Origin of the sequence: Pseudomonas taiwanensis DSM 21245, from assembly GCF_000425785.1 — a bacterium.
Classification (GTDB): Bacteria; Pseudomonadota; Gammaproteobacteria; order Pseudomonadales; family Pseudomonadaceae; genus Aquipseudomonas; species Aquipseudomonas taiwanensis.
On record NZ_AUEC01000031.1, the window covers coordinates 46,512 to 71,697 of the forward strand.

The following is a 25,186-nucleotide window of genomic DNA, read 5'->3' on the forward strand; positions in this document are numbered from 1 at the left end:
CGGCGCATGGCCGCCCTGCATTCACATAAGCAGTAAACGCAACACCGTCGGCCCGCCGGAATGGGCCGCCCGGGGCGCCTGCGCGCCAAAAAAACCGCCAACAAAAACAATAAGTCCGGGAATCACAACATGAAGCGCATCACCACGTCCCTGTTGCTGGGCAGCAGCCTGCTGGCCACCCTCCCCTCGCATGCAGGCGAATGGCTGCAATGGCACGGCGAAAGCCTGACCTACCTGTACGGCAAGGACTTCAAGGTCAACCCTGATATCCAGCAGACCATCACGTTCGAGCACGCCAACAAATGGAAGTACGGCGACACCTTCATGTTCGTCGACAAAATCTTCTACAACGGCAAGGCCGACCCCGGCAAAGGCGTCACCACCTACTACGGCGAGTTCAGCCCACGCCTGTCATTCGGCAAGATCTTTGACAAGAAGCTGGCCTTCGGCCCGATCAAGGACGTACTGCTGGCCATGACCTACGAGCGCGGCGAAGGCGACAACGAGGCCTACCTGATCGGCCCCGGTTTCGACCTGAACGTCCCCGGCTTCAACTATTTCACCCTGAATTTCTACGTGCGCAACACCGAAGGCAGCCGCCCGGGTGACAACGTCTGGCAGATTACCCCCGGCTGGTCCTACACCCTCCCCGTGGGCAGGTCCGACATTCTGATCGACGGCTACATGGACTGGGTCACCGACAACGACCAGACCCGCCGGGGCACCTACCACGCCAACCTGCACTTCAACCCGCAGGTGAAGTACGACCTGGGCAAAGCGCTGAACCTGGGCGCCAAGCAGCTGTACGTGGGTTTTGAGTACAGCTACTGGAAGGACAAGTACGGCATCGACAGCCGCGGTAATCTGGACAGCAACCAGAGTGTCGCCAGTGCGCTGATCAAAGTGCACTTCTAGAAAACTGACCAAACGCACAAGTTTGTACCACCCCGCTCCAGGACGGAGCACTTGAGGCGCGGCGCGCAAGCCAGTAATCTGCGCGCCCCCTCGATCAGGGCAGAACGGATTCTGCCTGCGTTTACTGACCGCTCAGTCAATGAATACGGGCGGTTGGCCAACGTGTTGCCAGCCTGAAAGACCCTTTTCATCCGTTCAGAACGAAGTCGAGCAGGAAGGTTTTGCCAACCCGGAAAAGTTGGCCCAACCCTTGCCAAACAGCTGTGGCCTATCGAAAAAAGCTGACTCAAAAGACAAAAAAGCGCCAACAACGAGCGCTGACAACAGATCAATCAAGGGAGCGACACTTTCAATGCGTACCATCAACAGCCTGATCCTCGCCGGCGGCCTGCTGGCCTGTGGCACCACCTTCGGCGGCGACCTGCTGCAATGGCAGAACAACAGCCTGACCTACCTGTGGGGCAAGAACTTCAAGGTCAACCCCGAGACCCAGCAAACCTTCACCTTCGAGCATGCCGATGCGTGGAAGTACGGCGACAACTTCTTCTTCATCGACAAGATCTTCTACCAGGGCAAGAAGGACGCCAGCAACGGCCCCAACACCTACTACGGCGAGTTCAGCCCACGCCTGTCGTTCGGCAAGATCTTCGACCAGAAGCTGGCGTTCGGCCCGGTCAAGGACGTGCTGCTGGCCATGACCTACGAGTTTGGCGAGGGTGACACAGAGTCGTACCTGATCGGCCCTGGCTTCGACCTGGCCATCCCGGGCTTCGACTACTTCCAGCTGAACTTCTACAACCGCACCACCGACGGCAGCCGCGCCGGCGACAACGTGTGGCAGATTACTCCGGTGTGGTCGTACACCATCCCGGTCGGCGATTCCGACGTGCTGATCGACGGCTTCATGGACTGGGTGGTGGACAACGACGAGAACCGTCGCGGCACCTACCAGGCCAACCTGCACTTCAACCCGCAGATCAAGTACGACCTGGGCAAGGCATTGCACCTGGGTGAGAAGCAGTTGTACGTGGGTGTGGAGTACGACTACTGGAAGAACAAGTACGGCATCAAGGACAGCGATGCGTTTACCACGGACCAGAACACCATGAGTTTCCTGGTGAAAGTGCACTTCTGATGCGCTGAAACGTGACAGCGCGTTGCATTAACAACGCGCTGTCATGTGCAATAGGCTGCGCAGCATGTAAGTAATTTCCTACAACTTATTCAGATCAATCCTATTCGCATTTAAAGTTGCCTTGAAAGTCAGAGCAAGCAGGCAAGGCAACAACCCACCAAACAGCAACAGCCCCGCTTCTACCTGCCAGTGTTCAATCACTCGAAAGATGTCCAGCACCAGCATGATGCTGCTGATTGTCAATGCCAGGCCGAACATGGCACAGCACTTGTACAACGCCTCGACGCCCGCCCCGCGCAGCAGCAGCCACAGGCCCAACGCCCCCCAGGCCATGACCGTACCCAGGTAGAGCGCCAGGTGGTACACATCGTAAGTTAATACTTTACCAAACATGGTTTCTCCCTCCTGAGCTGTAGGAAAAAGCAAAGTACTGACTATAGGCCCAGGCTTTCCACTTTAACACCGCAAATTTTTGACAAAATTTTTGCACTTTGCTCTTTAGCATGCTTGGATTCTTGCATTCAAAAAAGAAAACAGGCCTACTTAATGCGCACGTCCCTCGCCGCCCCGTGGCGGTATCTTCTGTTAGTTTGCTCACTGTGGTTCGGCATCTTCCTGCTGACCCGCCTGGTATTACTGGTCACCCATCTGGATGAAGTACATGGCGACTACGTCTCATTGTTCTTCAGTGGTGCCCTGTACGACCTGAGCTTCCTCACCTACGCTGCCCTGCCGCTGGGGCTGTACCTGGCCGTGTGCCCGGCAGGCTTATGGCGCACGCGCTTGCATCGCCGGCTGATGGGCGGCGTACTGGTCGTCAGCCTGTTCGTGATGCTGTTCGTCGCGGTGGCCGAGTGGCTGTTCTGGGACGAGTTCGGGGTACGCTTCAACTTTATCGCGGTCGATTACCTGGTGTATTCCAAGGAAGTGCTGGACAACATCCGCGAATCGTACCCGCTGCCCACCCTGCTGGGCAGCATCGCTGTGGTCGCCGTGTTGCTTGCAGTGGTCTTGCGCAAGCCCCTCGGCCAGGCGCTCGCAGCCCCCGGTGCCAATCTGCGCCAACGCCTGGGCGGCATTGCGCTGTTGGCTGTGCTGGGGGGGCTCAGCGGTTTGCTGGTCGACCAGCAATTCCCCCGCGGCCAGGGTGGTAACGCCTACCAACGCGAACTGGCCAGCAACGGCCCGTACCAGTTCTTTGCCGCGTTCCGTAACAACGAACTGGACTACAGCCAGTTCTACGCCACCCTCGATGCCAGTGAAGCCGGCGCGCAGATGCACCAGGAGCTGGCTGAGCCCAATGCCCGGTTCCAGGCCAGCGAGCCCGAGGATATCCGCCGCCATATCAACGCCAGCGGCGAGCCACGCACGCCCAACATCATCCTGGTCACCATCGAGAGCTTCAGCGCCAAGTACATGGGCAGCAACGGCGACCCGCGCAACCTCACGCCCAACCTGGACGCCCTGCGCCGCGAAAGCCTGTACTTCAACAATTTTTACGCCACCGGCACCCGCACCGACCGTGGCCTGGAGGCCATCACCCTGTCGATTCCGCCAACACCGGGCCGCTCCATCGTCAAACGCATCGGCCGCGAAAGCGGTTACGGCAGCCTGGGCCAGCAACTGGCTGCTGTCGGCTATGACCCCGTGTTTGTCTATGGCGGGCGTGGCTACTTCGACAACATGAACGCCTTCTTCAGCGGCAACGGCTACCGTATCGTCGACCAGAGCAGCGTGGATGAAAGCGAAATCAGCTTCAAGAATGCCTGGGGCATGGCCGATGAAGACCTGTACCGACAGGCCCTCAAACTGGCCGATGCCGACCATGCCAAGCAGCAGCCGTTCTTGCTGCAACTGATGACCACCTCCAACCACCGCCCTTACACCTACCCGGACGGGCGTATCGACATCCCGTCGGGTGAAGGCCGTGAAGGCGCGGTGAAGTACACCGACCATGCCATCGCGCAGTTCCTGCGCGAAGCCAAGGGCAAGCCATGGTTCGACAACACCCTGTTCGTCTTCGTGGCCGACCACACCGCCGGTAGCGCCGGCGTGGAAGACCTGCCGGTGAACAATTACCAGATCCCGCTGTGGATCTACGCCCCCAAGCTGATCGCCCCGCGCGAAGACGCGCAACTGGCCAGCCAGATCGACCTTGCACCGACCTTGCTCGGCCTGCTGAATCTCAGCTACACCTCGACCTTCTTCGGCCGCGACCTGCTGCGTGAAGACGCCCTGCCGCCGCGGGTACTGATCGGCAACTATCAGCACCTGGGCCTGTTCGACGGTAAGGACCTGGCGATCCTCAGCCCGCGCGGCGGCATGCGTGTGCATAAGGATGCATTGGGCAACAGCCGGGAAATGAGCGTGGGTAGCGATAACCCGCTGGTACGTCGGGCGATTGCCTACTACCAGAGTGCGGCCAACGATTTCAGCAAAGGCCTACTCGCCTGGAAGCCGGCAGCCGGCGATGAGGAAAAAGGCGTGGCCGTCAGCCCTTGACGGCGCGCCAAATCTTAGAGACCACGCTGACCACCGCCAGCACCACGGCACCGGCCACCACCCCGGCCACACCGTTGAGCAGCGCCCCGGTCAGCGCCCCACCGCGCCCCTCGCTGAACGCCTCGATGGCGTGATGCAGGGGCTCGATGCCATGCACCAGAATGCCACCGCCCACCAGAAACATCGCCGCCGTGCCAATCACCGACAGGCTCTTCATCATGTACGGCGCCGCCCGCAAAATGCCGTTACCCACCGTCTGGGCAAGCCGCGAAGCCTTCTGGGTCATCCACAGCCCCAGGTCATCGAGCTTGACGATACCGCCCACCAGCCCGTACACGCCGATGGTCATGACGATGGCAATGCCCGACAGCACGATGATCTGCTGGGTCAGCGGCGCATCGGCGACGGTACCCAAGGTGATGGCGATGATTTCGGCCGACAGAATGAAATCGGTGCGCACCGCGCCCTTGATCTTGTCCTTCTCGTACGCCACCAAGTCGACGTTGGTATCGGCCACCGCCTCCTTGAGCGCATCGTGCCCGGCGGCGTCCTCCTCCTTGCTGTGCAGGAACTTGTGCGCCAGCTTCTCGAAACCCTCGAAGCACAAGTAGGCGCCGCCGACCATCAACAGCGGCGTAACCGCCCATGGAATGAACGCACTGATCAGCAGCGCCGCAGGGACCAGGATCAGCTTGTTGACCAACGACCCCTTAGCCACCGCCCACACCACAGGGATCTCTCGCTCGGCACGTACGCCAGTGACCTGTTGGGCATTGAGCGCCAGGTCGTCACCCAGCACGCCCGCAGTCTTCTTCGCCGCGACCTTGGTCATGACCGAGACGTCATCGAGCACCGTGGCGATGTCGTCGATCAGCACCAGTAGACTGCTTCCTGCCATGATTGCCGGTTCCGAATAAGTTGAATGGGCCAGATTCTAGCCGAAAGTCGCTGCCTTGAGCGCCCATTGGGGCCGGTGCTACCATGCCCGATCCCTCTTAGAGGTGGCCAGACACGAGGAAGAGCCCCGACAATGAGCACCATTCGCGAGCGCAACAAGGAACTGATCCTGCGCGCGGCCAGCGAGGAATTCGCCGACAAGGGCTTCGCCGCCACCAAGACCAGCGATATCGCGGCCAAGGCCGGCCTGCCCAAGCCGAACGTGTATTACTACTTCAAGTCCAAGGACAACCTCTACCGCGAGGTCCTGGAAAGCATCATCGCCCCGATCATGCAGGCGTCGACGCCGTTCAATGCCGATGGCGACCCCAGAGAAGTGCTGAGTTCCTACATTCGCTCTAAGATCCGCATCTCCCGCGACCTGCCGCACGCTTCGAAAGTGTTCGCCAGCGAGATCATGCATGGCGCACCGCACCTGTCGCCGAGTCAGGTAGAGCAATTGAACGAGCAGGCACGCCACAACATCGAGTGCATCCAGCGCTGGATCGACCGTGGGCAGATCGCCCATGTGGATGCGCACCACCTGATGTTCAGCATCTGGGCCGCGACCCAGACCTATGCCGACTTCGACTGGCAGATCTCGGCGGTGACCGGCAAGGCCAAGCTGGCCGACAGCGATTATGACGCGGCGGCGGAGACTATCATCCGGATGGTACTCAAAGGCTGTGAGCCTGAGGTGGCCTGAACCACCTGCCGCCATTCGCGGACAAGCCCGCTCCTGAAGTCTCTGTGGGAGCAGGCTTGTCCGCGAATAGGTCAGAGCCGGCAATCGAGATTCAGGCAGCTACCCCGGCATCCGCCTTCAACCCGATCTCTTCGATCGCACTGATCGCGCACTGCTCGTCGATATCCGACGTATCTCCACTGATCCCTACCGCCCCCAGCACTTTCCCGTCCTGATCACGAATCAGCACGCCACCTGGAGCCGGCACCACCGGCCGCTCACCCAACCCATTCAATGCCGCGAAGAACGCTGGGCGCTGCTGCGCATCCAACGCCAGCAAACGCGAGCCCTTGCCCAGCGCAATCGCGCCCCATGCCTTGCCCATGGCTACCTCCGGGCGAATCAGGCTCGCCCCATCTTCGCGCTGCAACGCCAGCAGGTGCCCGCCGGCGTCCAGCACCGCCACCGTCAGCGGCGCGGAATTGATCTTGCGGCCCGCAGCCAGCGCGGCGTTCACCAGGCTGACAGCGGCTTTGAGGTTCAAAGCGTTCATGGAAAGGTCCTCTTCTTGTTGTGAGAAGCCCTGAGGGCAGTTGAAAACCGATAGGACAAATAGAACACAACCGCGAATATTTTTGTATACAATAATTTGAAACGATCGTATGCGATCACGCAAACAGCCGTTTTCACGGGCGCTCGAACGAAAGCGAACTGCCCCGATGAAAATCCATTGACCTGAGCCGCCAGGCGTGAATACACTCTGGCACAAAGCAAGTTGTATACAATTACAAAATCAATGAGGCACAAACCATGAGCAAAATGAGAGCAATCGATGCAGCCGTTCTGGTCATGCGCCGTGAAGGTGTAGATACCGCGTTCGGCATCCCGGGGGCAGCCATCAACCCGCTGTACTCGGCCCTGAAGAAAGTCGGTGGCATCGATCACGTCCTCGCTCGTCACGTCGAAGGCGCCTCCCACATGGCCGAGGGCTACACCCGCGCCAATCCGGGCAACATCGGCGTGTGCATCGGTACGTCCGGCCCTGCCGGCACCGACATGGTCACCGGCCTGTACAGCGCCTCGGCCGACTCCATCCCGATCCTCTGCATCACCGGCCAGGCGCCGCGTGCCCGCCTGCACAAGGAAGACTTCCAGGCCGTCGACATCACCAACATCGTCAAGCCGGTCACCAAGTGGGCCACCACCGTTCTGGAACCCGGCCAGGTGCCTTACGCCTTCCAGAAGGCCTTCTATGAAATGCGCACCGGCCGCCCAGGCCCAGTGCTGATCGACCTGCCGTTCGACGTGCAGATGGCCGAAATCGAATTCGACATCGACGCCTACGAGCCGCTGCCAGTCCACAAGCCGTCCGCTACCCGCGTACAGGCTGAAAAGGCCCTGGCCCTGCTCAACGACGCCGAGCGCCCGCTGCTGGTGGCCGGTGGCGGCATCATCAACGCCGATGCCAGCGACAAGCTGGTCGAGTTCGCCGAGCTGACCGGCGTGCCGGTGATCCCGACCCTGATGGGCTGGGGCACCATCCCGGACGACCACGCACAGATGGTCGGCATGGTCGGCCTGCAGACCTCGCACCGCTACGGCAACGCCACCCTGCTCAAATCCGATCTGGTGTTCGGTATCGGTAACCGTTGGGCCAACCGCCACACCGGTTCCGTCGACGTCTACACCGAAGGCCGCAAGTTCATCCACGTCGACATCGAGCCAACCCAGATCGGCCGCGTGTTCACCCCGGACCTGGGGATCGTTTCCGATGCCGGCAAGGCGCTGGACGTGTTCCTGGAAGTCGCCCGCGAGTGGAAAGCCGCTGGCAAGCTCAAATGCCGCAAAGCCTGGCTGGAAGACTGCCAGGAGCGCAAGGCCACCCTGCAGCGCAAGACCCACTTCGACAACGTGCCGGTCAAGCCGCAGCGCGTCTACGAAGAAATGAACCAGGTCTTCGGCAAAGACACCTGCTACGTCAGCACCATCGGCCTGTCGCAGATCGCTGGCGCGCAGTTCCTGCACGTCTACAAGCCACGCCACTGGATCAACTGCGGCCAGGCCGGCCCGCTGGGCTGGACCATCCCTGCCGCCCTCGGTGTGGTCAAGGCCGATCCAAAGCGCAAAGTGGTTGCGCTGTCGGGTGACTACGACTTCCAGTTCATGATCGAAGAACTGGCCGTGGGCGCGCAGTTCAACCTGCCATACGTCCACGTGCTGGTGAACAACGCCTACCTGGGTCTGATCCGCCAGGCTCAGCGTGGCTTCGACATGGATTACTGTGTACAACTGGCGTTCGAGAACATCAACGCCACCGACGCCGCCACCTACGGTGTCGATCACGTCGCCGTGGTCGAAGGCCTGGGCTGCAAGGCCATTCGCGTGTTCGAGCCGGGCGAGATCGCCCCTGCCCTACTCAAGGCGCAGAAAATGGCCGAAGAGTTCCGCGTGCCGGTGGTGGTCGAAGTGATTCTCGAGCGTGTGACCAACATTTCCATGGGCACCGAGATCAACGCGGTCAACGAGTTCGAAGACCTCGCCCTGGTCGGCAACGACGCACCGACCGCCATCTCGCTGCTGGACTGATCGCCTGACGCCCCCAGGCTTGAACTGGGGGCCTTCATCGCAAGGAGACCACTCATGCCTCGCTTCGCTGCCAACCTGTCCATGCTGTTCACCGAACAGGACTTCCTGGCCCGCTTCAAGGCTGCCGCCGACGCTGGCTTCAGCGGCGTCGAATACCTCTTCCCGTACGACTTCAGCGCTGCCGAAATCAAGCAGCAGCTCGATGCCCACGGCCTGACCCAGGTGCTGTTCAACCTCCCAGCGGGCGACTGGGCGAAGGGCGAGCGCGGTATCACCTGCCACCCTGATCGGGTCGAAGAATTCCGTGCAGGTGTCGACAAGGCCATCGAGTACGCCAAGGTGCTGGGCAACACCCAGGTCAACGCCTTGGCCGGCATTCGCCCGCAAGGTCCGGACTGCGCCACTGTGCGCAAGACCTTCGTCGAGAACCTGCGCTACGCCGCCGACAAGCTCAAGGCCGCCGGTATTCGCCTGGTCATGGAAATGATCAACACCCGCGACATTCCAGGCTTCTACCTGAACAACACCCAGCAAGCCCTGGAAATCCAGGCCGAGGTGGGTAGCGACAACCTGTTCCTGCAATACGACATCTACCACATGCAGATCATGGAAGGTGACCTGGCTCGCACCCTGGAAGCCAACCTGAAATTGATCAACCACATCCAGCTGGCCGACAACCCGGGCCGCAACGAACCCGGTACCGGCGAGATCAACTACCGCTTCCTGTTCGAGCACCTGGACCGCATCGGCTACCAGGGCTGGGTGGGCGCGGAGTACAAGCCGCTGACCACCACCGAAGCTGGCCTGGGCTGGCTGAAAACGCACAACGCGATCTGAATCCTTTGCTCCCACCGGGAATGCGAACAAATATAAAAGAGGTAATTTCTCATGGCTAAAATCGGTTTCCTCGGCACCGGCATCATGGGCAAACCCATGGCCCAGAACCTGCAAAAAGCAGGTCACAGCATCTTCGTTTCCACCCACCACGACGCCGCCCCTGCCGACCTGATCGCCGCTGGCGCAGTGGCCCTGGCCAACCCGAAGGAAGTGGCCCAGGAAGCCGAGTTCATCATCGTCATGGTGCCGGACACCCCACAGGTCGAAAGCGTGCTGTTCGATGAGAACGGCGTTGTCGAGGGCGTAGGTCCGAACAAGGTAGTGATCGACATGAGCTCGATCTCGCCCACCGCGACCAAAGTCTTCGCCGAGAAGATCAAGGCCACCGGCGCTGCCTACCTGGACGCGCCGGTATCCGGCGGTGAAGTCGGCGCCAAGGCCGCGACCCTGAGCATCATGGTCGGTGGCTGCCCGAAAGCCTTCGAGCGCGCCCTGCCGCTGTTCGAAGCCATGGGCAAGAACATCACCCGCGTCGGCGGTAACGGCGACGGCCAGACCGCCAAGGTCGCCAACCAGATCATCGTCGCCCTGAACATCCAGGCCGTTGCCGAAGCCCTGCTGTTCGCTGCCAAGAACGGCGCGGACCCTGCCAAGGTCCGTGAAGCTCTGATGGGCGGCTTCGCTTCGTCGAAGATCCTTGAAGTGCACGCCGAGCGCATGATCAAAGGCACCTTCGACCCAGGCTTCCGCATCAACCTGCACCAGAAGGACCTGAACCTGGCCCTGCAAGGCGCCAAGGAACTGGGCATCAACCTGCCCAACACCTCCAATGCCCAGCAAGTATTCAGCACCTGCGTGGCGCTGGGCGGCGGCAACTGGGACCACTCCGCGCTGATCAAGGGCCTGGAGCACATGGCCAACTTCTCGATCCGCGACCTCTAGGAGCGAGCGTAGCTCGCGATGAAGCACACGCTGCCTGACCTGCGACCACAGGCCAGGCAGTGACCCGAGCAACACCCGCCCCTGGTTCGGCCTGCACGGAGGCAGTTCCAGGGGCGTTTTCGATTCTGCAGAACAAAAACAATTGGGAGCCTGCCATGTCGGTCGATCCGCAAAAACTTCTCCGCGAGCTGTTCGACACAGCCATCGCCGCCGCCCACCCGCGCCAAGTCCTCGAACCCTACTTGCCCACCGACCGTAGCGGTCGGGTCATCGTCATCGGCGCCGGCAAGGCCGCAGCCGCCATGGCCGAAGTGGTCGAAAAGAGCTGGCAGGGCGAAGTCTCCGGGCTGGTCGTGACTCGCTACGGCCACGGCGCCAACTGCCAGAAGATCGAGGTAGTCGAAGCCGCCCACCCGGTCCCCGATGCCGCCGGCCTCGCCGTGGCCAAGCGCGTGCTCGATCTGGTCAGCGACCTGACCGAAGACGACCGCGTCATCTTCCTGCTATCCGGCGGCGGCTCCGCCCTGTTGGCCTTGCCGGCCGAGGGACTGACCCTGGCCGACAAGCAACAGATCAACAAGGCACTGCTCAAGTCCGGCGCTACCATCGGTGAGATGAATTGCGTGCGCAAGCATCTGTCGGCGATCAAGGGCGGTCGCTTGGCCAAGGCCTGCTGGCCGGCCACCGTGTACACCTATGCCATCTCGGACGTGCCGGGCGACCTGGCCACGGTCATCGCTTCCGGCCCCACCGTGGCGGACCCGAGCACTTCGGCCGATGCCTTGGCCATCCTCAAGCGCTACAACATCGAAGCCCCCAAGGCCGTCATCGACTGGCTCAACAACCCGGCCTCGGAAACGGTCAAGGCCGATGACCCGGCCCTGGCACGCAGCCACTTCCAACTGATCGCCAGACCCCAGCAGTCACTGGAGGCCGCAGCGGTCAAAGCTCGCCAGGCAGGCTTCAGCCCGCTGATCCTCGGCGACCTGGAAGGCGAATCGCGCGAAGTGGCCAAGGTGCATGCCGGTATCGCCCGACAGATCGTCCAGCATGGCCAACCGCTCAAGGCGCCCTGCGTGATCCTCTCCGGCGGCGAGACCACCGTGACCGTACGCGGTAACGGCCGTGGCGGGCGCAATGCCGAGTTCCTGCTGAGCCTCACCGAAAGCCTCAAAGGCCTGCCGGGCGTGTACGCCCTGGCCGGCGACACCGACGGCATCGATGGCTCGGAAGAAAACGCCGGCGCCATCATGACCCCGAGCAGCTACGCCCGCGCCGAGGCGCTGGGCCTGTCGGCCAGTGACGAGCTGGACAACAACAACGGCTATGGCTACTTCGCCGCGCTGGATGCGCTGATCGTCACCGAGCCGACCCGCACCAACGTCAACGACTTCCGCGCCATCCTGATTCTCGAGACTGCCCAATCATGACGCCTGATAAAAAAGTTAAGATCCTCGCCACCCTCGGCCCTGCGATCAAAGGCATCGACGACATCCGCCAGCTGGTCGAAGCCGGGGTGAACATCTTCCGCCTCAACTTCAGCCACGGCGAGCATGCCGACCACGCCCTGCGCTATCAGTGGATTCGTGAGGTCGAGCAGCAGCTGAACTATCCGCTGGGCATCCTCATGGACCTGCAAGGGCCTAAGCTTCGTGTCGGCCGCTTTGCCGAAGGCAAGGTCCAACTGCAACGCGGCCAGGCGCTGCGCCTGGACCTGGACAAGGCCCCGGGCGACAGCCGTCGGGTCAACCTGCCGCACCCAGAGATCATCGCAGCCCTTGAACCGGGCATGGACCTGCTGCTGGACGATGGCAAGCTGCGCCTACGCGTGACCGCCAAGCACAGCGATGCCATCGACACCGAAGTCCTGGCCGGTGGCGAGCTGTCCGACCGCAAGGGTGTCAACGTGCCGCAAGCGGTGCTCGACCTCTCGCCACTCACCGAAAAGGACCGCCGCGACCTGGCCTTCGGCCTGGAGCTGGGTGTGGACTGGGTGGCCCTGTCGTTCGTGCAGCGCCCTGAGGACATCGTCGAAGCGCGCCAGCTGATCGGCGATCGCGCCTACCTGATGGCCAAGATCGAAAAGCCATCGGCAGTCGAACAGCTGCAAGCCATCGCAGAGCTTGCGGATGCGATCATGGTGGCCCGTGGCGACCTGGGTGTGGAAGTGCCGGCCGAAAGCGTGCCGCAGATCCAGAAGCGCATCATCGGCACCTGCCGCCAGCTGGGCAAACCGGTGGTGGTGGCCACGCAGATGCTCGAATCCATGCGCTTCTCGCCCGCGCCGACCCGTGCCGAAGTCACCGACGTGGCCAACGCCGTGGCGGAAGGTGCCGATGCGGTGATGCTGTCGGCCGAGACCGCCTCGGGGGACTACCCGCTGGAAGCCGTGCAGATGATGAGCAAAATCATCCGCCAGGTGGAGAACGGCCCGGACTACCAGGCCCAGCTCGACGTTGGCCGGCCGAAGGCCGAGGCCACCGTGTCGGACGCCATCAGCTGCGCCATCCGCCGTATCAGCGGCATCCTGCCGGTAGCGGTGCTGGTCAACTACAGCGAGTCGGGCGCCTCGACCCTGCGCGCGGCACGCGAGCGGCCACGGGCACCGATCCTCAACCTGACACCGAACCTGAACACCGCGCGGCGCCTGAGCGTAGCCTGGGGCGTACACTCGGTGGTCAACGACCGCCTGCGCCAAGTGGATGAGATCTGCTCGACCGCACTGGAGATTGCCCAGGCGCAGGGCATGGCCAGCCGTGGCGACACGTTGCTGATCACTGCCGGCGTGCCTTTCGGCAAGCCCGGGTCGACTAACACGCTGCGGATCGAGACCTTGATCTGACAGCCCATCGCCGGCACGCCGGCTCCTACAGGATTTTCGCGATACCCCTGTAGGAGCTGGCGAAGCCTGCGATGGAGGGCAAAGCCCTCCCCATACACAAATACAACAGACATGCGGAAAACCGAGGCCCAAAAGAGGCCCACCGCCCTCCCATCAACCTCACTGACTGCCCCGATGTACACCAAAAATTTCGTCAACCCGTGCCCTGACTGGGCCACGGCGTTACTCAACGGCTTCAGCCAGGTGCTGCTGCTGCGCAACCCCCTGTGCGGCCTGTGCTGCCTGCTGGCCATACTGCTGACCGCCCCGAACCTGGTCGGTGGTGCCCTGCTCGGCGCCCTGGCCGGGCTGCTCACCGCGCAAGCCCGCGGCTACGACCGTGCCGACCGCCAGGCCGGGCTGTACTGCTACAACGGCGTGTTGATCGGCATCCTGATCACCGCCGTGCTGCCCTGGTCAGCCATCCTGCCGCCACTGATCATCGCCGCCGGCGGCCTGTCCAGCATCATCACCCACCAGTGGCGCAAGCGCGGCGGCAAGCTGCTGGTCGCCTACACTGCACCCTTCGTGCTGCTGGGCTGGGCCACACTGCTGATCGCCAGCCCCTCGCCCAGCGGCTTCGTCGAGGCCGACCCGCTGTACGCGTTGGCGCGCGGTGTGGGCCAGATCTTCCTGCTCGACCAGCCGCTGGCTGGCTTGCTGATCATCGTCGGCATGTTCATCGCCAACCCTTATGCCGCAATGTGGGCGGTGCTCGGCTCGGCCATCGGCGGCGGCGTTGCACTGCTCGCCGACCAAGCGCAAGCCGCGTGGCTGGGCCTGTACGGTTTCAACGCCGCGCTGGCGGCACTGGCCTTCAGCAGGCAAGGTGAAAAGCCGTGGGTAACGCTGCTGGCCATCGCCCTGGCCCTGCTGCTGCAACCGCTGTTCAAGCTGCTACCGGTGCCCGGCCTGACCGCGCCGTTTGTGGTGGCCTGCTGGCTAATGCATGTGGCTGAATACCGAGATCACAGAAAGCAGAAAAACACCGCACATCAACTGCCGAACTGACTGTCTTCTGGCAGTCCAGACACTCGTTCTGACGGCTGCCGGATATGAGCTGGATTGAGCGCCAGATCAACTTTTCTTGGCGGAAGCGGTGGAGGCCTTCGCGACGGAGGCGGCGGAAGTCTTGGAGGCGGTGGAGGCTCAGGCTTGTTACGACGCAGGTACTGTTCCAACGCGTTGACCTTGAGCACAAGGGCCTTATTACTCTCAATCAGCCCACTGTTTTCACTTTGTAGGGCTCGATTAAGAGTTTGAGATTGCATCCATCGCTCATGGGTGGCACCCAAGCCAAGAATTCGAGCTGCTGTTAATTGCCCAGTTGGCGACTTCTTAATCAAGTAACCTGCCTCACCAAGACCAAGGTGATAGGAGGTCTTAGATGGGTTGCTTTTAAAATATGTCTTAACCAGAGATCTGAACGCCTGCGGTATGTTCAGGCGAATAAACTCACCCTTGAGCCCAGTGCCAGCCCGACCTGACGGGTCAGAGCGATTAATCGGATCGCCCTCGCAGTAGCAATAGGCATTTAGCCCGCCCTCTCCAAACGGGCTCAACGCATCCTCGCTGCAAAAGCGCATAAGCGTAGGGATATAAAAGCGATACCCATTGCCCAATGCATAGCCGTGCAATACCCGGTCTCTCAGCTCGCCATTGAACCCCAGCGAAGCACCAGACATTGCCCACAAATGCCCATAAGCGGTATACGAAGCTGTCTGTATCGCCATTGCTGTCATAGCCGTTCGCTCAGCTTTATTTTCGAGATTCCCAATCTTGCTCTGACCTGAACTCTCCAGGTAACTAGCAGTTTTACCAGTTCACTCGTTGCACCCTTCACCAAAGACCCTCTAGGCTTACTGCTTCGCCCTCGGAATTTAAGCCATGTTCACCCCGCAATCCCTGCGCGAACGCCTCTACATCATGGTCTTCCAGACCGACACCGTAGCCGGCCGGCGCTTCGACAAGATCCTCCTGCTGATCATCCTGGCCAGCCTGGTCACCGTCATCCTTGACAGCATCGACGAGGTGCATCAGGGCTACGCCGGCCTGCTGGCCGGCATCGAGTGGGGCTTTACCGCGATCTTCCTGGCCGAGTACCTCACCCGCCTGTACTGCTCGCCCAAACCCTTGCGCTATGCCTTCAGCTTCTATGGCCTGGTCGACCTGCTGGCGATCGTGCCGGGGATCATCGCGCTGTACTACAGCGATGCCCAATACCTGCTGATCATTCGGGTGATCCGGATGCTGCGGATCTTCCGGGTGCTCAAGCTTAGCCCCTACCTCAAGCAGGCCCATTACCTGATCGAGGCGTTGCGGGGCAGCAAGCAGAAGATCATCGTGTTCCTGGTCAGCGTGTCGACCCTGGTCACGGTGTTCGGCACCTTGATGTACGTGATCGAAGGACCCGAGCATGGCTTTACCAGCATTCCCAAAGGCATTTACTGGGCCATCGTTACCCTGACCACGGTGGGCTTTGGCGACATCGTGCCGAAGACGCCGCTGGGGCAAGTGGTGTCGTCCCTGGTGATGATCATTGGTTACTCGATCATCGCCGTGCCAACCGGGATCTTTACCGCCGAACTGGCCAATGCCATGCGCGGGGAGCAACTGCAGCACGATTGCCCGACCTGCAGCAAGAAGAGCCATGAGCATGGCGCGGCGTTCTGTTCCCGGTGTGGGAATGTGCTGTTTCCCAAACAATGAGGTTGCCTGGACCGACCCTTTCGCGGGTAAACCCGCTCCCACAGGATCACCACAGGCCCAAACTGCGCGCGGCCCCTGTAGGAGCGGGTTTACCCACGAAGAGGCCGGCACTGGCAAAAGCATAACCAAAGTCGTTTTTGTTCTTTAACCCCTACAAACCCACCCGTTATAGTCGCTGGCAATCTGCCCCGATAATCTTCAAGAACAAGGAAGCAACGTGAAAAGACTCTTCACCGCCTCGCTGCTCGCCGCAGGCCTGGCCTTGGGCAACCTCGCCCAGGCCGCCCCCACCCTGCTCAACGTGTCCTACGACGTGATGCGCGACTTCTACAAGGACTACAACCCGGCCTTCCAGAAGCACTGGGAAGCCGAGCACAAAGAGAAGGTCAACGTGCAGATGTCCTTCGGCGGTTCCAGCAAGCAGGCACGTGCGGTGATCGATGGCCTGCCGGCCGATGTCATCACCATGAACATGGCCACCGACATCAACGCCCTGGCCGACAACGGCAAGCTGGTGCCGGACAACTGGGTGACCCGCCTGCCGAACAACAGCGCGCCGTTCACTTCGGCTACCGTGTTCATCGTGCGCAAGGGCAACCCCAAGGCACTGAAAGACTGGCCCGACCTGCTCAAGGACGGCGTGCAGGTGATCGTGCCCAACCCCAAGACCTCGGGTAACGGCCGCTACACCTACCTCTCGGCCTGGGGCTACGTGCTCAAGCAGGGGGGTGACGAAACCAAGGCCCGCGATTTCGTCGGCAAGCTGTTCAAGCAGGCACCGGTGCTCGACACCGGTGGCCGCGCCGCGACTACCACCTTCATGACCAACCAGATCGGCGATGTGCTGGTGACTTTCGAGAATGAGGCGGAGATGATCGCCCGCGAATTTGGCCGCGACCAGTTCGAAGTGGTTTACCCAAGTGTGTCGGCCGAAGCCGAACCACCAGTCAGCGTGGTGGACAAGGTAGTGGCCAAGAAAGGCACCCAAGCCGTGGCCGAGGAGTACCTGAAGTACCTGTGGTCGCCAGCGGCCCAGGAAATCGCCGCGCAGAACTACCTGCGCCCGCGTGACGCCACGGTACTGGCCAAGTACACCGACCGCTTCCCGAAAGTCGACTTCCTCTCGGTGGAGAAGACCTTCGGTGACTGGCGCACAGTCCAGAAGACCCACTTCAACGATGGTGGCGTGTTCGACCAGATCTACACTGGCCAATAACCGATTGCAGGCCCTGACACCGTCATCCCTGACGGAACACCAGTGCCTTCAGCCCACCCGCCGGGTCCGCATCCGGAAACTCCGGCGGGTTGTCCAGCCGCTCCACGAACTGCAGCCTCGGCGCCTGTTCGGCCATCCCTTGAATGAGAAACTCCGGCCCAATGCCCGGGTCGTTGACACAGGCGAGCACAGTGCCGCCCTCGCTCAACATCTCAGGCAAACGCCGCAGGATCTTCGCGTAATCCTGGGTCAGTACGAAACTCCCACGCTGGAAGGTAGGCGGATCGATGATGATCAGGTCATACGGCCCGTACTTGCGCACCTTGCCCCACGACTTGAACAACTCATGCCCCAGGTATGCCACCCGTGAAGCATCGTGGCCATTGAGCCGGTGGTTGTCGCGGCCGCGGGACAAAGCGGACTTGGCCATGTCCAGATTCACCACCTGCTGGGCCCCGCCGGCAATGGCCGCCACGGAGAAACCACAGGTATAGGCAAACAGGTTCAGCACCCGCTTGCCGGCGGCCTGTTCGCGCACCCAGCGCCGGCCGTAGCGCATGTCCAGAAACAGTCCGTTGTTCTGCCGCACACCGAGGTCGAGCAGGTAGGTCAAACCGTCCTCGATCACTTCGCGCTGTTGGCAAGGTTCGCCCACCAGCCACTGGCCAGGGCTGTCCGGCAGATAACGGTGCTGAATGAGAATGGCCTGGCCTGTCCACTGTGGGCGTTCGGCAAGCGCTTGCAGCATGGCTTGCAGTTCCGCGAGCTGACCTTCAGGCGGCTCGCGGAACAGTGCAACCGAGAGCACGCTTTGCAACCAGTCGACCGTGATCTGCTCCAGGCCCGGCCAGCACCGACCACGGCCATGGAACAGGCGACGGGTTTCCTGGGGGGCTGGGTCAAGGGCGCTGAGCAGATGCTGTTCGAGGGTGTGGATCGGCGAAGTCATGGCGGGTCGCAAGCGAATAAAAGGAGCCATTCTACCGCTGCCGACCGCTTCGCGGGTAAACCCGCTGCCACAGGACCGCTACGTACCCGCGAAACGGTCGGCAACGCACCTCATTCTTTTACCGCGACCTGCGCCGAACGGAACCACCACCCCTGCTGCATCCCCGCCGCCGCCAGCAGAATCAACGCCACACCCAACCATTGCAACGGCGCCAGCCGGTGCCCGAAGGCCACCCAGTCAACCAGGATCGCTGCAATCGGGTAGATGAACGACAACGCCCCAGTCAATGCCGTGGGCAGACGCTGGATCGCGCTGTACAGCAGCACGTACATCAGCCCGGTGTGAACGATGCCCAAGGTCACCAGGCTACCCAACGCCGAAGGCTCGCCAGGCAACCCACCCATCCCCACCCAGGGCGCCAGCAGCAGTACCCCAGTGGCCACCTGGATCAACGCAATCAGGTGGGGCGGCGTGCCGCTCAGGCGTTTGATGATCAACGCAGCAATGGCATAGAGCAACGCTGCGCCCAAAGCCAGGGCAATCCCGAGCAGGTACTGATCACCGCTGGCCTGCCCCGCACCGTGGGCACTGACGATAGCCAACATGCCCAGGAACGCCACACTGAGCCAAGTCACCTTGGGCAAGGTGATTTTCTCACCTAGGAACAGTGCCGCCAGCCCCACCAGCATGAAGGGCTGCACGTTGTACACCGCTGTGCCGATGGCGATGGAAGCTCGCGAATAGGACGCGAACAGCAACACCCAGTTGCCAACGATGGACACCCCACTGGCAATCGCCAACACAACGGCAGTACGGCTGATGACTCCCGGCCTGAGAAAACCGAACGCCGCGCAAATCACCAGTAACGTGCCGGTGCCGAACACACAGCGCCAGAACACCACCTCCAGCACCGGTTGCCCGGACACCAGCACGAACCAGCCAATGGTTCCCGAAATCAGCATGGCGGCGACCATTTCCAATGAGCCGCGGCGTAGTGAACTGTCCATCTCACACCTCCGGTTGACGATGGCGACAGTATGCAGAGGGCGAACGATGACCTTCCAGCGGTTATCCAAGGCAAATCTATGAGAACGCCTTTACTATCAAGGCAAGATCTCAAGAAAACCTTACGAGGCAAAAATGACCGACGCCATCGACCAATGCTTGATCAACGCCTTGATGGAGGACTCCCGCCGCTCGCTCAAGGCGCTGGCGCAGCTCAGCGGCCTGTCGGCCCCCAGCGTCAGCGAACGCCTGCGCCGCCTCGAAGAGCGCGGTGTGTTGCGTGGCTACACCGTGGACGTCGACCCGCGCTGCTTCGGTTACCAGTTACAGGCCATCGTACGCATCCGCCCGTTGCCGGGGCAGCTGCAAGAGGTGGAGCGCCAGATCATCGCCATTCCAGAGTTCACCGAGTGCGACAAGGTCACCGGTGAAGACTGCTTCATCGCCCGGCTGCATGTGCGCTCGATGGAGCAGCTCGACACTGTGCTCGACCGTATCAATGTGCTGGCTGAGACCAACACCGCGATCATCAAGAAAAGTCCGGTGAAACGGCGGCTGCCACCCATGGAATGAGCATCCTCATCGCCCGCCAGCCGGCCCTCGGCGGACGACGGCGAACCTGCAGGAGCCGGCTGCCGGCGAAAAGGCCACCGCAAAACCTGACTATTTTTTGTACACAATAATGTAACCATAGGTGCCATTTTTGTGTGCACTTTATTAAGTAACGCCCCAATACGTTACACAACACCAACCCCTGAATTTGACCACTCGATCAACTAACTAGTGCTGAAAAAAATTAAAACTGTTCAACTGGTCAACTTATAAATCTTTATTTTCATCAAGTTACGGCTCAGTTTCGTTACTTCTATTAAGCATCATTCCTGGCGTTGACTTTTGCCTGGCACGGAACTCGCTTTTGTGTGCTTGTGCTTTGTATACAAACGATGCAAAACATAAATACACAATAACCCGCGACGCCGGTCCAAACCCGTCTGTCGCGCCCAGAACCCAGTGATGCCAACGCTGCACCGACGAGATGGCGAGCCCGTGCGCATGCCCGCTCATCGCAGTCCACGCGCATCAGGAGCCTGCCGGAATGAGTACCAGCCTCGACCTTGCCCCTGAACTATCCGTTGCCAGCGCCAACCCTCCCTCCCCTGTTGCCGGTGGTGCGCCGGCAATCGAACTCAGCCCACGCCTGCACAATCGCGACTTGGCTCCGACGCGAGCCGAGGGTCGGCGCTGGGGCGGGTACAGTATCTTCGCGTTGTGGACAAATGATGTGCACAACATCGCCAATTATTCCTTTGCCATGGGTTTGTTCGCCCTGGGCCTGGGTGGCTGGCAAATCCTCCTGTCGCTGGCGATCGGTGCGGCGCTGGTGTACTTCTTCATGAACCTGTCCGGCTACATGGGACAGAAAACCGGCGTGCCTTTCCCGGTCATCAGCCGTATCGCCTTCGGCATCCATGGCGCGCAGATTCCGGCACTGATCCGCGCGGTCATTGCCATCGCCTGGTTCGGCATCCAGACCTATCTCGCATCGGTGGTCCTGCGTGTGCTGCTGACGGCCGTCTGGCCGCACTTGGCGGCCTACGACCACGACAGCATCCTGGGGCTGTCGAGCCTGGGCTGGGTATGCTTCGTGGCGATCTGGCTGGTGCAACTGGTGATCCTCGCCTACGGCATGGAGATGGTTCGCCGCTATGAGGCTTTCGCCGGCCCGGTGATCCTGCTGACGGTCGCGGCCCTGGCCGTGTTCATGTACTTCAAGGCCGACGCTCGCATCGCCTGGTCGGTGGCCGAACCGCTGTCCGGCTACGAGATGTGGCGCAACATTTTCGCTGGCGGTGCGCTGTGGCTGGCGATCTATGGCACCCTGGTGCTGAACTTCTGCGACTTCGCTCGCTCTTCGCCGTGCCGCAAGACCATCCGCGTGGGCAACTTCTGGGGCCTGCCGGTGAACATCCTGGTGTTCGCCGCCATCACCGTGGTGCTGTGTGGCGCGCAGTTCCAGATCAATGGCCAGATCATCGACAGCCCGACCCAGATCGTCGCCAGTATCCCCAACACTCCGTTCCTGGTACTGGGCTGCCTGGCCTTCCTGATCGTCACCGTGGCGGTGAACATCATGGCCAACTTCGTCGCCCCGGCGTTCGTGCTCAGCAACCTGGCCCCACGCCACCTGAACTTCCGCCGCGCCGGGCTGATCAGCGCCACGCTGGCGGTGCTGATCCTGCCGTGGAACCTGTACAACAGCCCGCTGGTGATCGTGTACTTCCTGTCTGGCCTCGGCGCCCTGCTCGGCCCACTGTACGGCGTGATCATGGCCGACTACTGGCTGCTGCGCAAAGGCCGCATCAACGTGCCGGAGCTCTACAGCGAGAACCCGACCGGCGCCTACCACTACAGCAAGGGCATCAATCTACGCGCCGTTGCCGCCTTCACCCCGTCCGCACTGCTGGCCATCGTCCTGGCCCTGGTGCCCAACTTCCATGGCATCGCGCCCTTCTCCTGGCTGATCGGCGCCGGCATCGCGGCCGCGCTCTATCTGCTGATCGCGCCGCGCAACGGCCAATACCACGATGTCAGCGGTGAGTGCATCGCCGTCGACCACAGCAGCCATTGATCAAGGAGGATCGTCCATGCGTATTCTGATCGCCAACGTCAACACCACCGAAGCCATCACCGAGGCCATCGCCGAACAGGCTCGCAGCGTGGCCGCGCCCGGCACCGAGATCGTCGGCCTGACCCCCTGGTTCGGCGCCGAATCGGTGGAAGGCAACTTCGAGAGCTACCTGGCCGCCATTGCGGTCATGGACCGCGTGCTGGCCTATGAAGGCCCCTACGATGCGGTGATCCAGGCTGGCTACGGCGAGCATGGCCGCGAAGGCCTGCAAGAGCTGCTGAACGTGCCGGTGGTGGACATCACCGATGCCGCCGCCAGCACCGCGATGTACCTGGGCCATGCGTATTCGGTGGTCACCACCCTGGACCGCACCGTGCCGCTGATCGAGGACCGCTTGAAGCTTTCCGGGCTGTACGACCGCTGTGCGTCGGTGCGCGCCAGTGGCCTGGCAGTGCTTGAGCTGGAGGCCGACCCGCAGCGTGCAGTGGAGGCTATCGTCGAGCAGGCCGAACGCGCCGTGCGCGAGGACAAGGCCGAGGTGATCTGCCTGGGTTGCGGCGGCATGGCCGGGCTCGACGAGCAGATCCGCCAGCGCACCGGCGTGCCGGTGGTCGATGGTGTGAGCGCGGCGTTGACCATCGCCGAATCGCTGGTGCGGATGGGGTTGAGCACGTCCAAGGTGCGGACCTACGCGACGCCGCGGGTGAAGAAGGTGGTGGGTTGGCCGATGCGGCTCGGGCGCTGACAGATCGGCTGTCGGTACTGGCCCTATCGCCGGCAAGCCGGCGCCTACTGGCATCTCATTGGCGCCGGCTTGCCGGCGATAGGGCCGGTAACTTCAAACCAACATCCGCGCCAGCCGCTCCCCGCTACCGCAGGCCAAGGTAAAGCCCAAGGCCCCATGCCCGAGGTTCAACCAGAGGTTGCGATAAACCGTTGCACCGATGATCGGCACCCCGGTCGGTGTCGCAGGACGCATCCCCGCCCACTCCACCGCTTGGCCATAATCGGCCGCCCCAGGCAACGTGCTGCGGGCCATCCGAAGCATGCTCTGAAACCTGCGCGCATCCACGGACTCGTCGAACCCAACGATATCCACCATCGCCGCGACGCGCAGTTGCTCATCCAACCGTGCATACACGATCTTGCGCTCATAGTCGGTGATGCTCACCTGTGGCGCTCGATGGCTCGGCGCAATCGGCGCGGTCAGGCTGTAGCCCTTCAGTGGATAGATCGGCAGTTTCAACCCTGGCAAAGCCAGCCCTGGGCTGCGATACCCCGCGCATAAAACCAGGTGCTCCACGTCCAACTGCTCATGACCGAGTTGCAACCCGATCACCTTATCATTGCGCCTGATCAAGCGGCTAACCGGCTTGCCCAGTAGAAAACGGCACAACCCCGAGGCACGTAGACGCTCGGCCAGTCGTTGGCAAAAACGATGACAATCGGCGACCTCCTCATCTGGCGTATACACCCCCCCGATGAAAGGTGTTTCGAGCAGTGACGGCTCGAGCGCCCGCAGTTCTGTGGCCCCCAGCACCTGCTGGCGTGTTGGGTCCAGCAGATGATCACGCCCAAGGGTAAAAGCGCGCTCGCTACGAAAAGCGACCAGCTTGCCATTGCGCCGCCAGGCAAAATTCGCCAGTCCGTCTTCCTCACGCCAGCGCTGCAGCGCGGCCTGGCTGTGCAGGGCCAAATCCAGCAGCACGTGGGCATTGCGCCGGTTCACCGAACGCCGACAGGCCAGCATGAACGCGGCCAGCCAGCGCCATTGCGCCGAGTCCAGTCGCAAGCGCAGGCGCAAGGGCGAGTCTCCTTGAAGCAACCAACCCAGTGCCTGCCAGGGCACCCCCGCATCGGCCAGCGGCGCGACATAGCGATAGGACAGCTGCCCGCCATTGGCAAAACTCGTGGCACTGGCCAGGCTGTCACGTGCTTCGATCAGGTCGACCGACAAGCCCTCGCGCACCAACGCATAGGCCGTCGCCAGGCCAATCACCCCACCGCCGATTATCGTTACTCGTTGGCTCATGCCGCTTCCTTGCCAGACATCCGAATCCAATTGCGCGATTGCCTAGGTATCAATCATCCCGCGTCAGCACTTCCAGCAACTCGATCTCGAACGTCAGGTCCGAGTTCGGCGGAATCGCGCCAACGCTACGCTCGCCGTAGCCCAGATGGGCCGGCACTTGCAACTTGCGTTTGCCGCCAACGCGCATGCCCATCAGGCCTTGATCCCAGCCCTTGATCACGCGGCCGGTGCCGATGACGCACTGAAACGGCTTGCCACGCGACCACGATGAGTCGAACTCGCTGCCGTCGGCCAGCCAGCCGGTATATTGGGTGGTGATCAATGCGCCCTTGACCACGGCTTTGCCGTCGCCTTGTTCAAGGTCGATGATCTGCAGTTCGCTGCTCATGGCATGCTCCAACGGTAAAAATCAAAGCCGCCCTTTTCTCAGGAATGCAGTGGTTTGGCAAGCTCGCGAGTATTGCACGGTACGGGTCAGCCGAGCTGTTCGAAGGCCTGCTCGCCGGTCAGCTCCTTGGTCTGATTGGCGAAACAGTACCAGGCTGGTTTCTGTTCGACGAAAATCTGCAGGTCGAAATCCCAGGTCTCATCGCCATCGAGCAAACCGACCGGCACCGCATAAAAGTCGTTTGCCTTGAGTCGGTAGTACAGGTGCGTGCCGCACTGGCCACAGAAACCGCGCTGTGCCCACTCAGAAGAGTCGTAGACGCTAGGAGCGCGTCCTTCGAATGTCGGTGGCTGGCTGCAGTGAACCACCAGCAGCGGACCTCCGGTCCACTTGCGGCACATGCTGCAGTGGCAGGCGCTGATATGGGTGTTATCGACCGTGACGCTGAGGCGGGTGGCACCACAGAGGCACGTGCCTTGTTTTTCGAGGGCCATGGGTGCAGTCCTTTGGACGGAGGCTGGGCAGGTGAGTACAGATGCCTGTACCGGCTTCATTGCCGGCGAGCCGGATCAAATGAGGTTGCCCGCTTCGTCATGGAACCATTGCAGCTTGCTGTCGGCATTGATGGCCTGGATCAGCTTGCCGTTGCCGTCGTAGGCAAAGGTTTCTTCCTGGCGCTGGTCGCCCTGGCGGGCCGTGCGCGAGGCCAGACGCCCCACGGCATCGAAGGTGATGTCGATCCGGCGTTGACCGACCTGGGTGCTGGCCAGTCGACCGCTGTCCGGGTCGTACTGGTAGCGGGTGACCAAACCATCGAAGCCCTTTTCTTCCAGCAGGCG

25 protein-coding genes are annotated in these 25,186 nt (G+C 61.6%); 15 read left to right on the plus strand and 10 right to left on the minus strand.

Features of this window, described 5'->3' with window-relative positions; genetic code table 11:
- Positions 1 to 129 precede the first annotated feature (129 nt).
- Entirely contained in the window at positions 130 to 915 is a 786-nt protein-coding gene (locus H620_RS0114830; protein WP_027907560.1) for an outer membrane protein OmpK, read from the plus strand.
- A 352-nt stretch (positions 916 to 1,267) separates the two neighbouring features.
- Positions 1,268 to 2,050 (plus strand): outer membrane protein OmpK, encoded by a 783-nt coding sequence (locus H620_RS0114835; protein WP_023381452.1) that lies wholly within the window; start codon positions 1,268 to 1,270, stop codon positions 2,048 to 2,050.
- 78 nt (positions 2,051 to 2,128) lie between these two features.
- Here H620_RS0114835 and H620_RS0114840 read toward each other — a convergent pair whose 3' ends face one another.
- Positions 2,129 to 2,443, minus strand: a complete 315-nt coding sequence (locus H620_RS0114840; protein ID WP_023381453.1) for a hypothetical protein — start codon at positions 2,441 to 2,443, stop codon at positions 2,129 to 2,131.
- A gap of 153 nt (positions 2,444 to 2,596) precedes the next feature.
- Between H620_RS0114840 and H620_RS0114845 the strand changes: the two genes are divergently transcribed.
- Positions 2,597 to 4,552, plus strand: a complete 1,956-nt coding sequence (locus tag H620_RS0114845; protein ID WP_027907561.1) for an LTA synthase family protein — start codon at positions 2,597 to 2,599, stop codon at positions 4,550 to 4,552.
- Here the strand turns inward: H620_RS0114845 and H620_RS0114850 are convergent.
- Positions 4,542 to 5,450: a DUF808 domain-containing protein gene (locus tag H620_RS0114850; protein WP_023381455.1), complete on the minus strand. Its 909-nt coding sequence runs from the start codon at positions 5,448 to 5,450 to the stop codon at positions 4,542 to 4,544. The genes H620_RS0114845 and H620_RS0114850 overlap by 11 nt on opposite strands.
- Before the next feature lie 132 nt (positions 5,451 to 5,582).
- Here H620_RS0114850 and H620_RS0114855 point away from each other — a divergent pair, with 132 nt between their 5' ends.
- A complete protein-coding gene (locus H620_RS0114855; protein WP_023381456.1) occupies positions 5,583 to 6,194 on the plus strand; it encodes a TetR/AcrR family transcriptional regulator in 612 nt (203 codons plus the stop codon).
- A 91-nt stretch (positions 6,195 to 6,285) separates the two neighbouring features.
- Here H620_RS0114855 and H620_RS0114860 read toward each other — a convergent pair whose 3' ends face one another.
- On the minus strand, positions 6,286 to 6,726 hold the full coding sequence (locus tag H620_RS0114860) for a GlcG/HbpS family heme-binding protein (RefSeq protein WP_023381457.1): 441 nt from the start codon (positions 6,724 to 6,726) through the stop codon (positions 6,286 to 6,288).
- Between the two features lie 257 nt (positions 6,727 to 6,983).
- Between H620_RS0114860 and gcl the strand changes: the two genes are divergently transcribed.
- From gcl to H620_RS0114890, 6 genes are all read left to right on the plus strand, one after another.
- Positions 6,984 to 8,759: a glyoxylate carboligase gene (gcl, locus tag H620_RS0114865; protein WP_023381458.1), complete on the plus strand. Its 1,776-nt coding sequence runs from the start codon at positions 6,984 to 6,986 to the stop codon at positions 8,757 to 8,759.
- Between the two features lie 54 nt (positions 8,760 to 8,813).
- On the plus strand, positions 8,814 to 9,596 hold the full coding sequence (gene hyi / locus H620_RS0114870) for a hydroxypyruvate isomerase (protein ID WP_027907562.1): 783 nt from the start codon (positions 8,814 to 8,816) through the stop codon (positions 9,594 to 9,596).
- 51 nt (positions 9,597 to 9,647) lie between these two features.
- Positions 9,648 to 10,538 carry a 2-hydroxy-3-oxopropionate reductase gene (locus H620_RS0114875; protein ID WP_023381460.1) on the plus strand — a complete coding sequence of 297 codons (891 nt, stop codon included), beginning with the start codon at positions 9,648 to 9,650 and terminating at the stop codon, positions 10,536 to 10,538.
- 155 nt (positions 10,539 to 10,693) lie between these two features.
- On the plus strand, positions 10,694 to 11,968 hold the full coding sequence (locus tag H620_RS0114880) for a glycerate kinase type-2 family protein (protein ID WP_023381461.1): 1,275 nt from the start codon (positions 10,694 to 10,696) through the stop codon (positions 11,966 to 11,968).
- Complete coding sequence (pyk, locus tag H620_RS0114885; protein WP_023381462.1) at positions 11,965 to 13,380, plus strand: pyruvate kinase; 1,416 nt, start codon at positions 11,965 to 11,967, stop codon at positions 13,378 to 13,380. Before H620_RS0114880 ends, pyk begins: the two co-directional genes overlap by 4 nt.
- A gap of 174 nt (positions 13,381 to 13,554) precedes the next feature.
- Complete coding sequence (locus H620_RS0114890) at positions 13,555 to 14,430, plus strand: urea transporter (protein WP_023381463.1); 876 nt, start codon at positions 13,555 to 13,557, stop codon at positions 14,428 to 14,430.
- On the opposite strand, the gene H620_RS27835 is transcribed toward H620_RS0114890, so the two are convergent.
- Positions 14,415 to 15,161 (minus strand): RHS repeat-associated core domain-containing protein, encoded by a 747-nt coding sequence (locus H620_RS27835; RefSeq protein WP_081669699.1) that lies wholly within the window; start codon positions 15,159 to 15,161, stop codon positions 14,415 to 14,417. The two genes, H620_RS0114890 and H620_RS27835, sit on opposite strands and share 16 nt — an antisense overlap.
- Positions 15,162 to 15,306: 145 nt before the next feature.
- Between H620_RS27835 and H620_RS0114895 the strand changes: the two genes are divergently transcribed.
- Positions 15,307 to 16,128, plus strand: a complete 822-nt coding sequence (locus H620_RS0114895; protein WP_023381465.1) for an ion transporter — start codon at positions 15,307 to 15,309, stop codon at positions 16,126 to 16,128.
- Between the two features lie 217 nt (positions 16,129 to 16,345).
- On the plus strand, positions 16,346 to 17,344 hold the full coding sequence (locus H620_RS0114900; protein WP_023381466.1) for a sulfate ABC transporter substrate-binding protein: 999 nt from the start codon (positions 16,346 to 16,348) through the stop codon (positions 17,342 to 17,344).
- 22 nt (positions 17,345 to 17,366) lie between these two features.
- Here the strand turns inward: H620_RS0114900 and H620_RS0114905 are convergent, their stop codons facing one another.
- A complete protein-coding gene (locus H620_RS0114905) occupies positions 17,367 to 18,293 on the minus strand; it encodes a class I SAM-dependent methyltransferase (RefSeq protein ID WP_023381467.1) in 927 nt (308 codons plus the stop codon).
- A 110-nt stretch (positions 18,294 to 18,403) separates the two neighbouring features.
- On the minus strand, positions 18,404 to 19,300 hold the full coding sequence (locus tag H620_RS0114910; RefSeq protein ID WP_023381468.1) for a DMT family transporter: 897 nt from the start codon (positions 19,298 to 19,300) through the stop codon (positions 18,404 to 18,406).
- A 133-nt stretch (positions 19,301 to 19,433) separates the two neighbouring features.
- Here H620_RS0114910 and H620_RS0114915 point away from each other — a divergent pair, with 133 nt between their 5' ends.
- The 3 genes from H620_RS0114915 to H620_RS0114925 all read left to right on the plus strand — a co-directional run bounded on the left by H620_RS0114915 (position 19,434) and on the right by H620_RS0114925 (position 22,672).
- Positions 19,434 to 19,871, plus strand: coding sequence for an Lrp/AsnC family transcriptional regulator (locus H620_RS0114915; protein WP_023381469.1), 438 nt, complete (start codon positions 19,434 to 19,436; stop codon positions 19,869 to 19,871).
- Between the two features lie 523 nt (positions 19,872 to 20,394).
- A complete protein-coding gene (locus H620_RS0114920) occupies positions 20,395 to 21,927 on the plus strand; it encodes an NCS1 family nucleobase:cation symporter-1 (RefSeq protein ID WP_023381470.1) in 1,533 nt (510 codons plus the stop codon).
- Positions 21,928 to 21,943: 16 nt separating this feature from the next.
- Positions 21,944 to 22,672: an aspartate/glutamate racemase family protein gene (locus H620_RS0114925; protein ID WP_023381471.1), complete on the plus strand. Its 729-nt coding sequence runs from the start codon at positions 21,944 to 21,946 to the stop codon at positions 22,670 to 22,672.
- Between the two features lie 93 nt (positions 22,673 to 22,765).
- Here the strand turns inward: H620_RS0114925 and H620_RS0114930 are convergent, their stop codons facing one another.
- The 4 genes from H620_RS0114930 to H620_RS25790 all read right to left on the minus strand — a co-directional run.
- The gene (locus H620_RS0114930; RefSeq protein WP_027907564.1) at positions 22,766 to 23,959 is read right to left on the minus strand and encodes a D-amino acid dehydrogenase; all 1,194 of its coding nucleotides are present in this window, start codon (positions 23,957 to 23,959) and stop codon (positions 22,766 to 22,768) included.
- Positions 23,960 to 24,008: 49 nt separating this feature from the next.
- The gene (locus H620_RS0114935) at positions 24,009 to 24,347 is read right to left on the minus strand and encodes an FKBP-type peptidyl-prolyl cis-trans isomerase (protein ID WP_023381473.1); all 339 of its coding nucleotides are present in this window, start codon (positions 24,345 to 24,347) and stop codon (positions 24,009 to 24,011) included.
- Positions 24,348 to 24,433: 86 nt separating this feature from the next.
- Positions 24,434 to 24,841, minus strand: a complete 408-nt coding sequence (locus H620_RS0114940) for a GFA family protein (RefSeq protein ID WP_023381474.1) — start codon at positions 24,839 to 24,841, stop codon at positions 24,434 to 24,436.
- A 75-nt stretch (positions 24,842 to 24,916) separates the two neighbouring features.
- A partial coding sequence (locus H620_RS25790; protein WP_244880961.1) for a hypothetical protein occupies positions 24,917 to 25,186 on the minus strand: 270 nt, incomplete at its 5' end.

Excerpts from the sequence above, each read along its gene's own strand:
- H620_RS0114830 (WP_027907560.1), top strand. The coding sequence starts at position 130 with ATGAAGCGCATCACCACGTCCCTGTTGCTGGGCAGCAGCCTGCTGGCC.
- H620_RS0114835 (WP_023381452.1), top strand. The coding sequence starts at position 1,268 with ATGCGTACCATCAACAGCCTGATCCTCGCCGGCGGCCTGCTGGCCTGT.
- H620_RS0114840 (WP_023381453.1), bottom strand. The coding sequence starts at position 2,443 with ATGTTTGGTAAAGTATTAACTTACGATGTGTACCACCTGGCGCTCTAC.
- H620_RS0114845 (WP_027907561.1), top strand. The coding sequence starts at position 2,597 with ATGCGCACGTCCCTCGCCGCCCCGTGGCGGTATCTTCTGTTAGTTTGC.
- H620_RS0114850 (WP_023381455.1), bottom strand. The coding sequence starts at position 5,450 with ATGGCAGGAAGCAGTCTACTGGTGCTGATCGACGACATCGCCACGGTG.
- H620_RS0114855 (WP_023381456.1), top strand. The coding sequence starts at position 5,583 with ATGAGCACCATTCGCGAGCGCAACAAGGAACTGATCCTGCGCGCGGCC.
- H620_RS0114860 (WP_023381457.1), bottom strand. The coding sequence starts at position 6,726 with ATGAACGCTTTGAACCTCAAAGCCGCTGTCAGCCTGGTGAACGCCGCG.
- gcl (WP_023381458.1), top strand. The coding sequence starts at position 6,984 with ATGAGCAAAATGAGAGCAATCGATGCAGCCGTTCTGGTCATGCGCCGT.
- hyi (WP_027907562.1), top strand. The coding sequence starts at position 8,814 with ATGCCTCGCTTCGCTGCCAACCTGTCCATGCTGTTCACCGAACAGGAC.
- H620_RS0114875 (WP_023381460.1), top strand. The coding sequence starts at position 9,648 with ATGGCTAAAATCGGTTTCCTCGGCACCGGCATCATGGGCAAACCCATG.
- H620_RS0114880 (WP_023381461.1), top strand. The coding sequence starts at position 10,694 with ATGTCGGTCGATCCGCAAAAACTTCTCCGCGAGCTGTTCGACACAGCC.
- pyk (WP_023381462.1), top strand. The coding sequence starts at position 11,965 with ATGACGCCTGATAAAAAAGTTAAGATCCTCGCCACCCTCGGCCCTGCG.
- H620_RS0114890 (WP_023381463.1), top strand. The coding sequence starts at position 13,555 with ATGTACACCAAAAATTTCGTCAACCCGTGCCCTGACTGGGCCACGGCG.
- H620_RS27835 (WP_081669699.1), bottom strand. The coding sequence starts at position 15,161 with ATGACAGCAATGGCGATACAGACAGCTTCGTATACCGCTTATGGGCAT.
- H620_RS0114895 (WP_023381465.1), top strand. The coding sequence starts at position 15,307 with ATGTTCACCCCGCAATCCCTGCGCGAACGCCTCTACATCATGGTCTTC.
- H620_RS0114905 (WP_023381467.1), bottom strand. The coding sequence starts at position 18,293 with ATGACTTCGCCGATCCACACCCTCGAACAGCATCTGCTCAGCGCCCTT.
- H620_RS0114910 (WP_023381468.1), bottom strand. The coding sequence starts at position 19,300 with ATGGACAGTTCACTACGCCGCGGCTCATTGGAAATGGTCGCCGCCATG.
- H620_RS0114915 (WP_023381469.1), top strand. The coding sequence starts at position 19,434 with ATGACCGACGCCATCGACCAATGCTTGATCAACGCCTTGATGGAGGAC.
- H620_RS0114920 (WP_023381470.1), top strand. The coding sequence starts at position 20,395 with ATGAGTACCAGCCTCGACCTTGCCCCTGAACTATCCGTTGCCAGCGCC.
- H620_RS0114925 (WP_023381471.1), top strand. The coding sequence starts at position 21,944 with ATGCGTATTCTGATCGCCAACGTCAACACCACCGAAGCCATCACCGAG.
- H620_RS0114930 (WP_027907564.1), bottom strand. The coding sequence starts at position 23,959 with ATGAGCCAACGAGTAACGATAATCGGCGGTGGGGTGATTGGCCTGGCG.
- H620_RS0114935 (WP_023381473.1), bottom strand. The coding sequence starts at position 24,347 with ATGAGCAGCGAACTGCAGATCATCGACCTTGAACAAGGCGACGGCAAA.
- H620_RS0114940 (WP_023381474.1), bottom strand. The coding sequence starts at position 24,841 with ATGGCCCTCGAAAAACAAGGCACGTGCCTCTGTGGTGCCACCCGCCTC.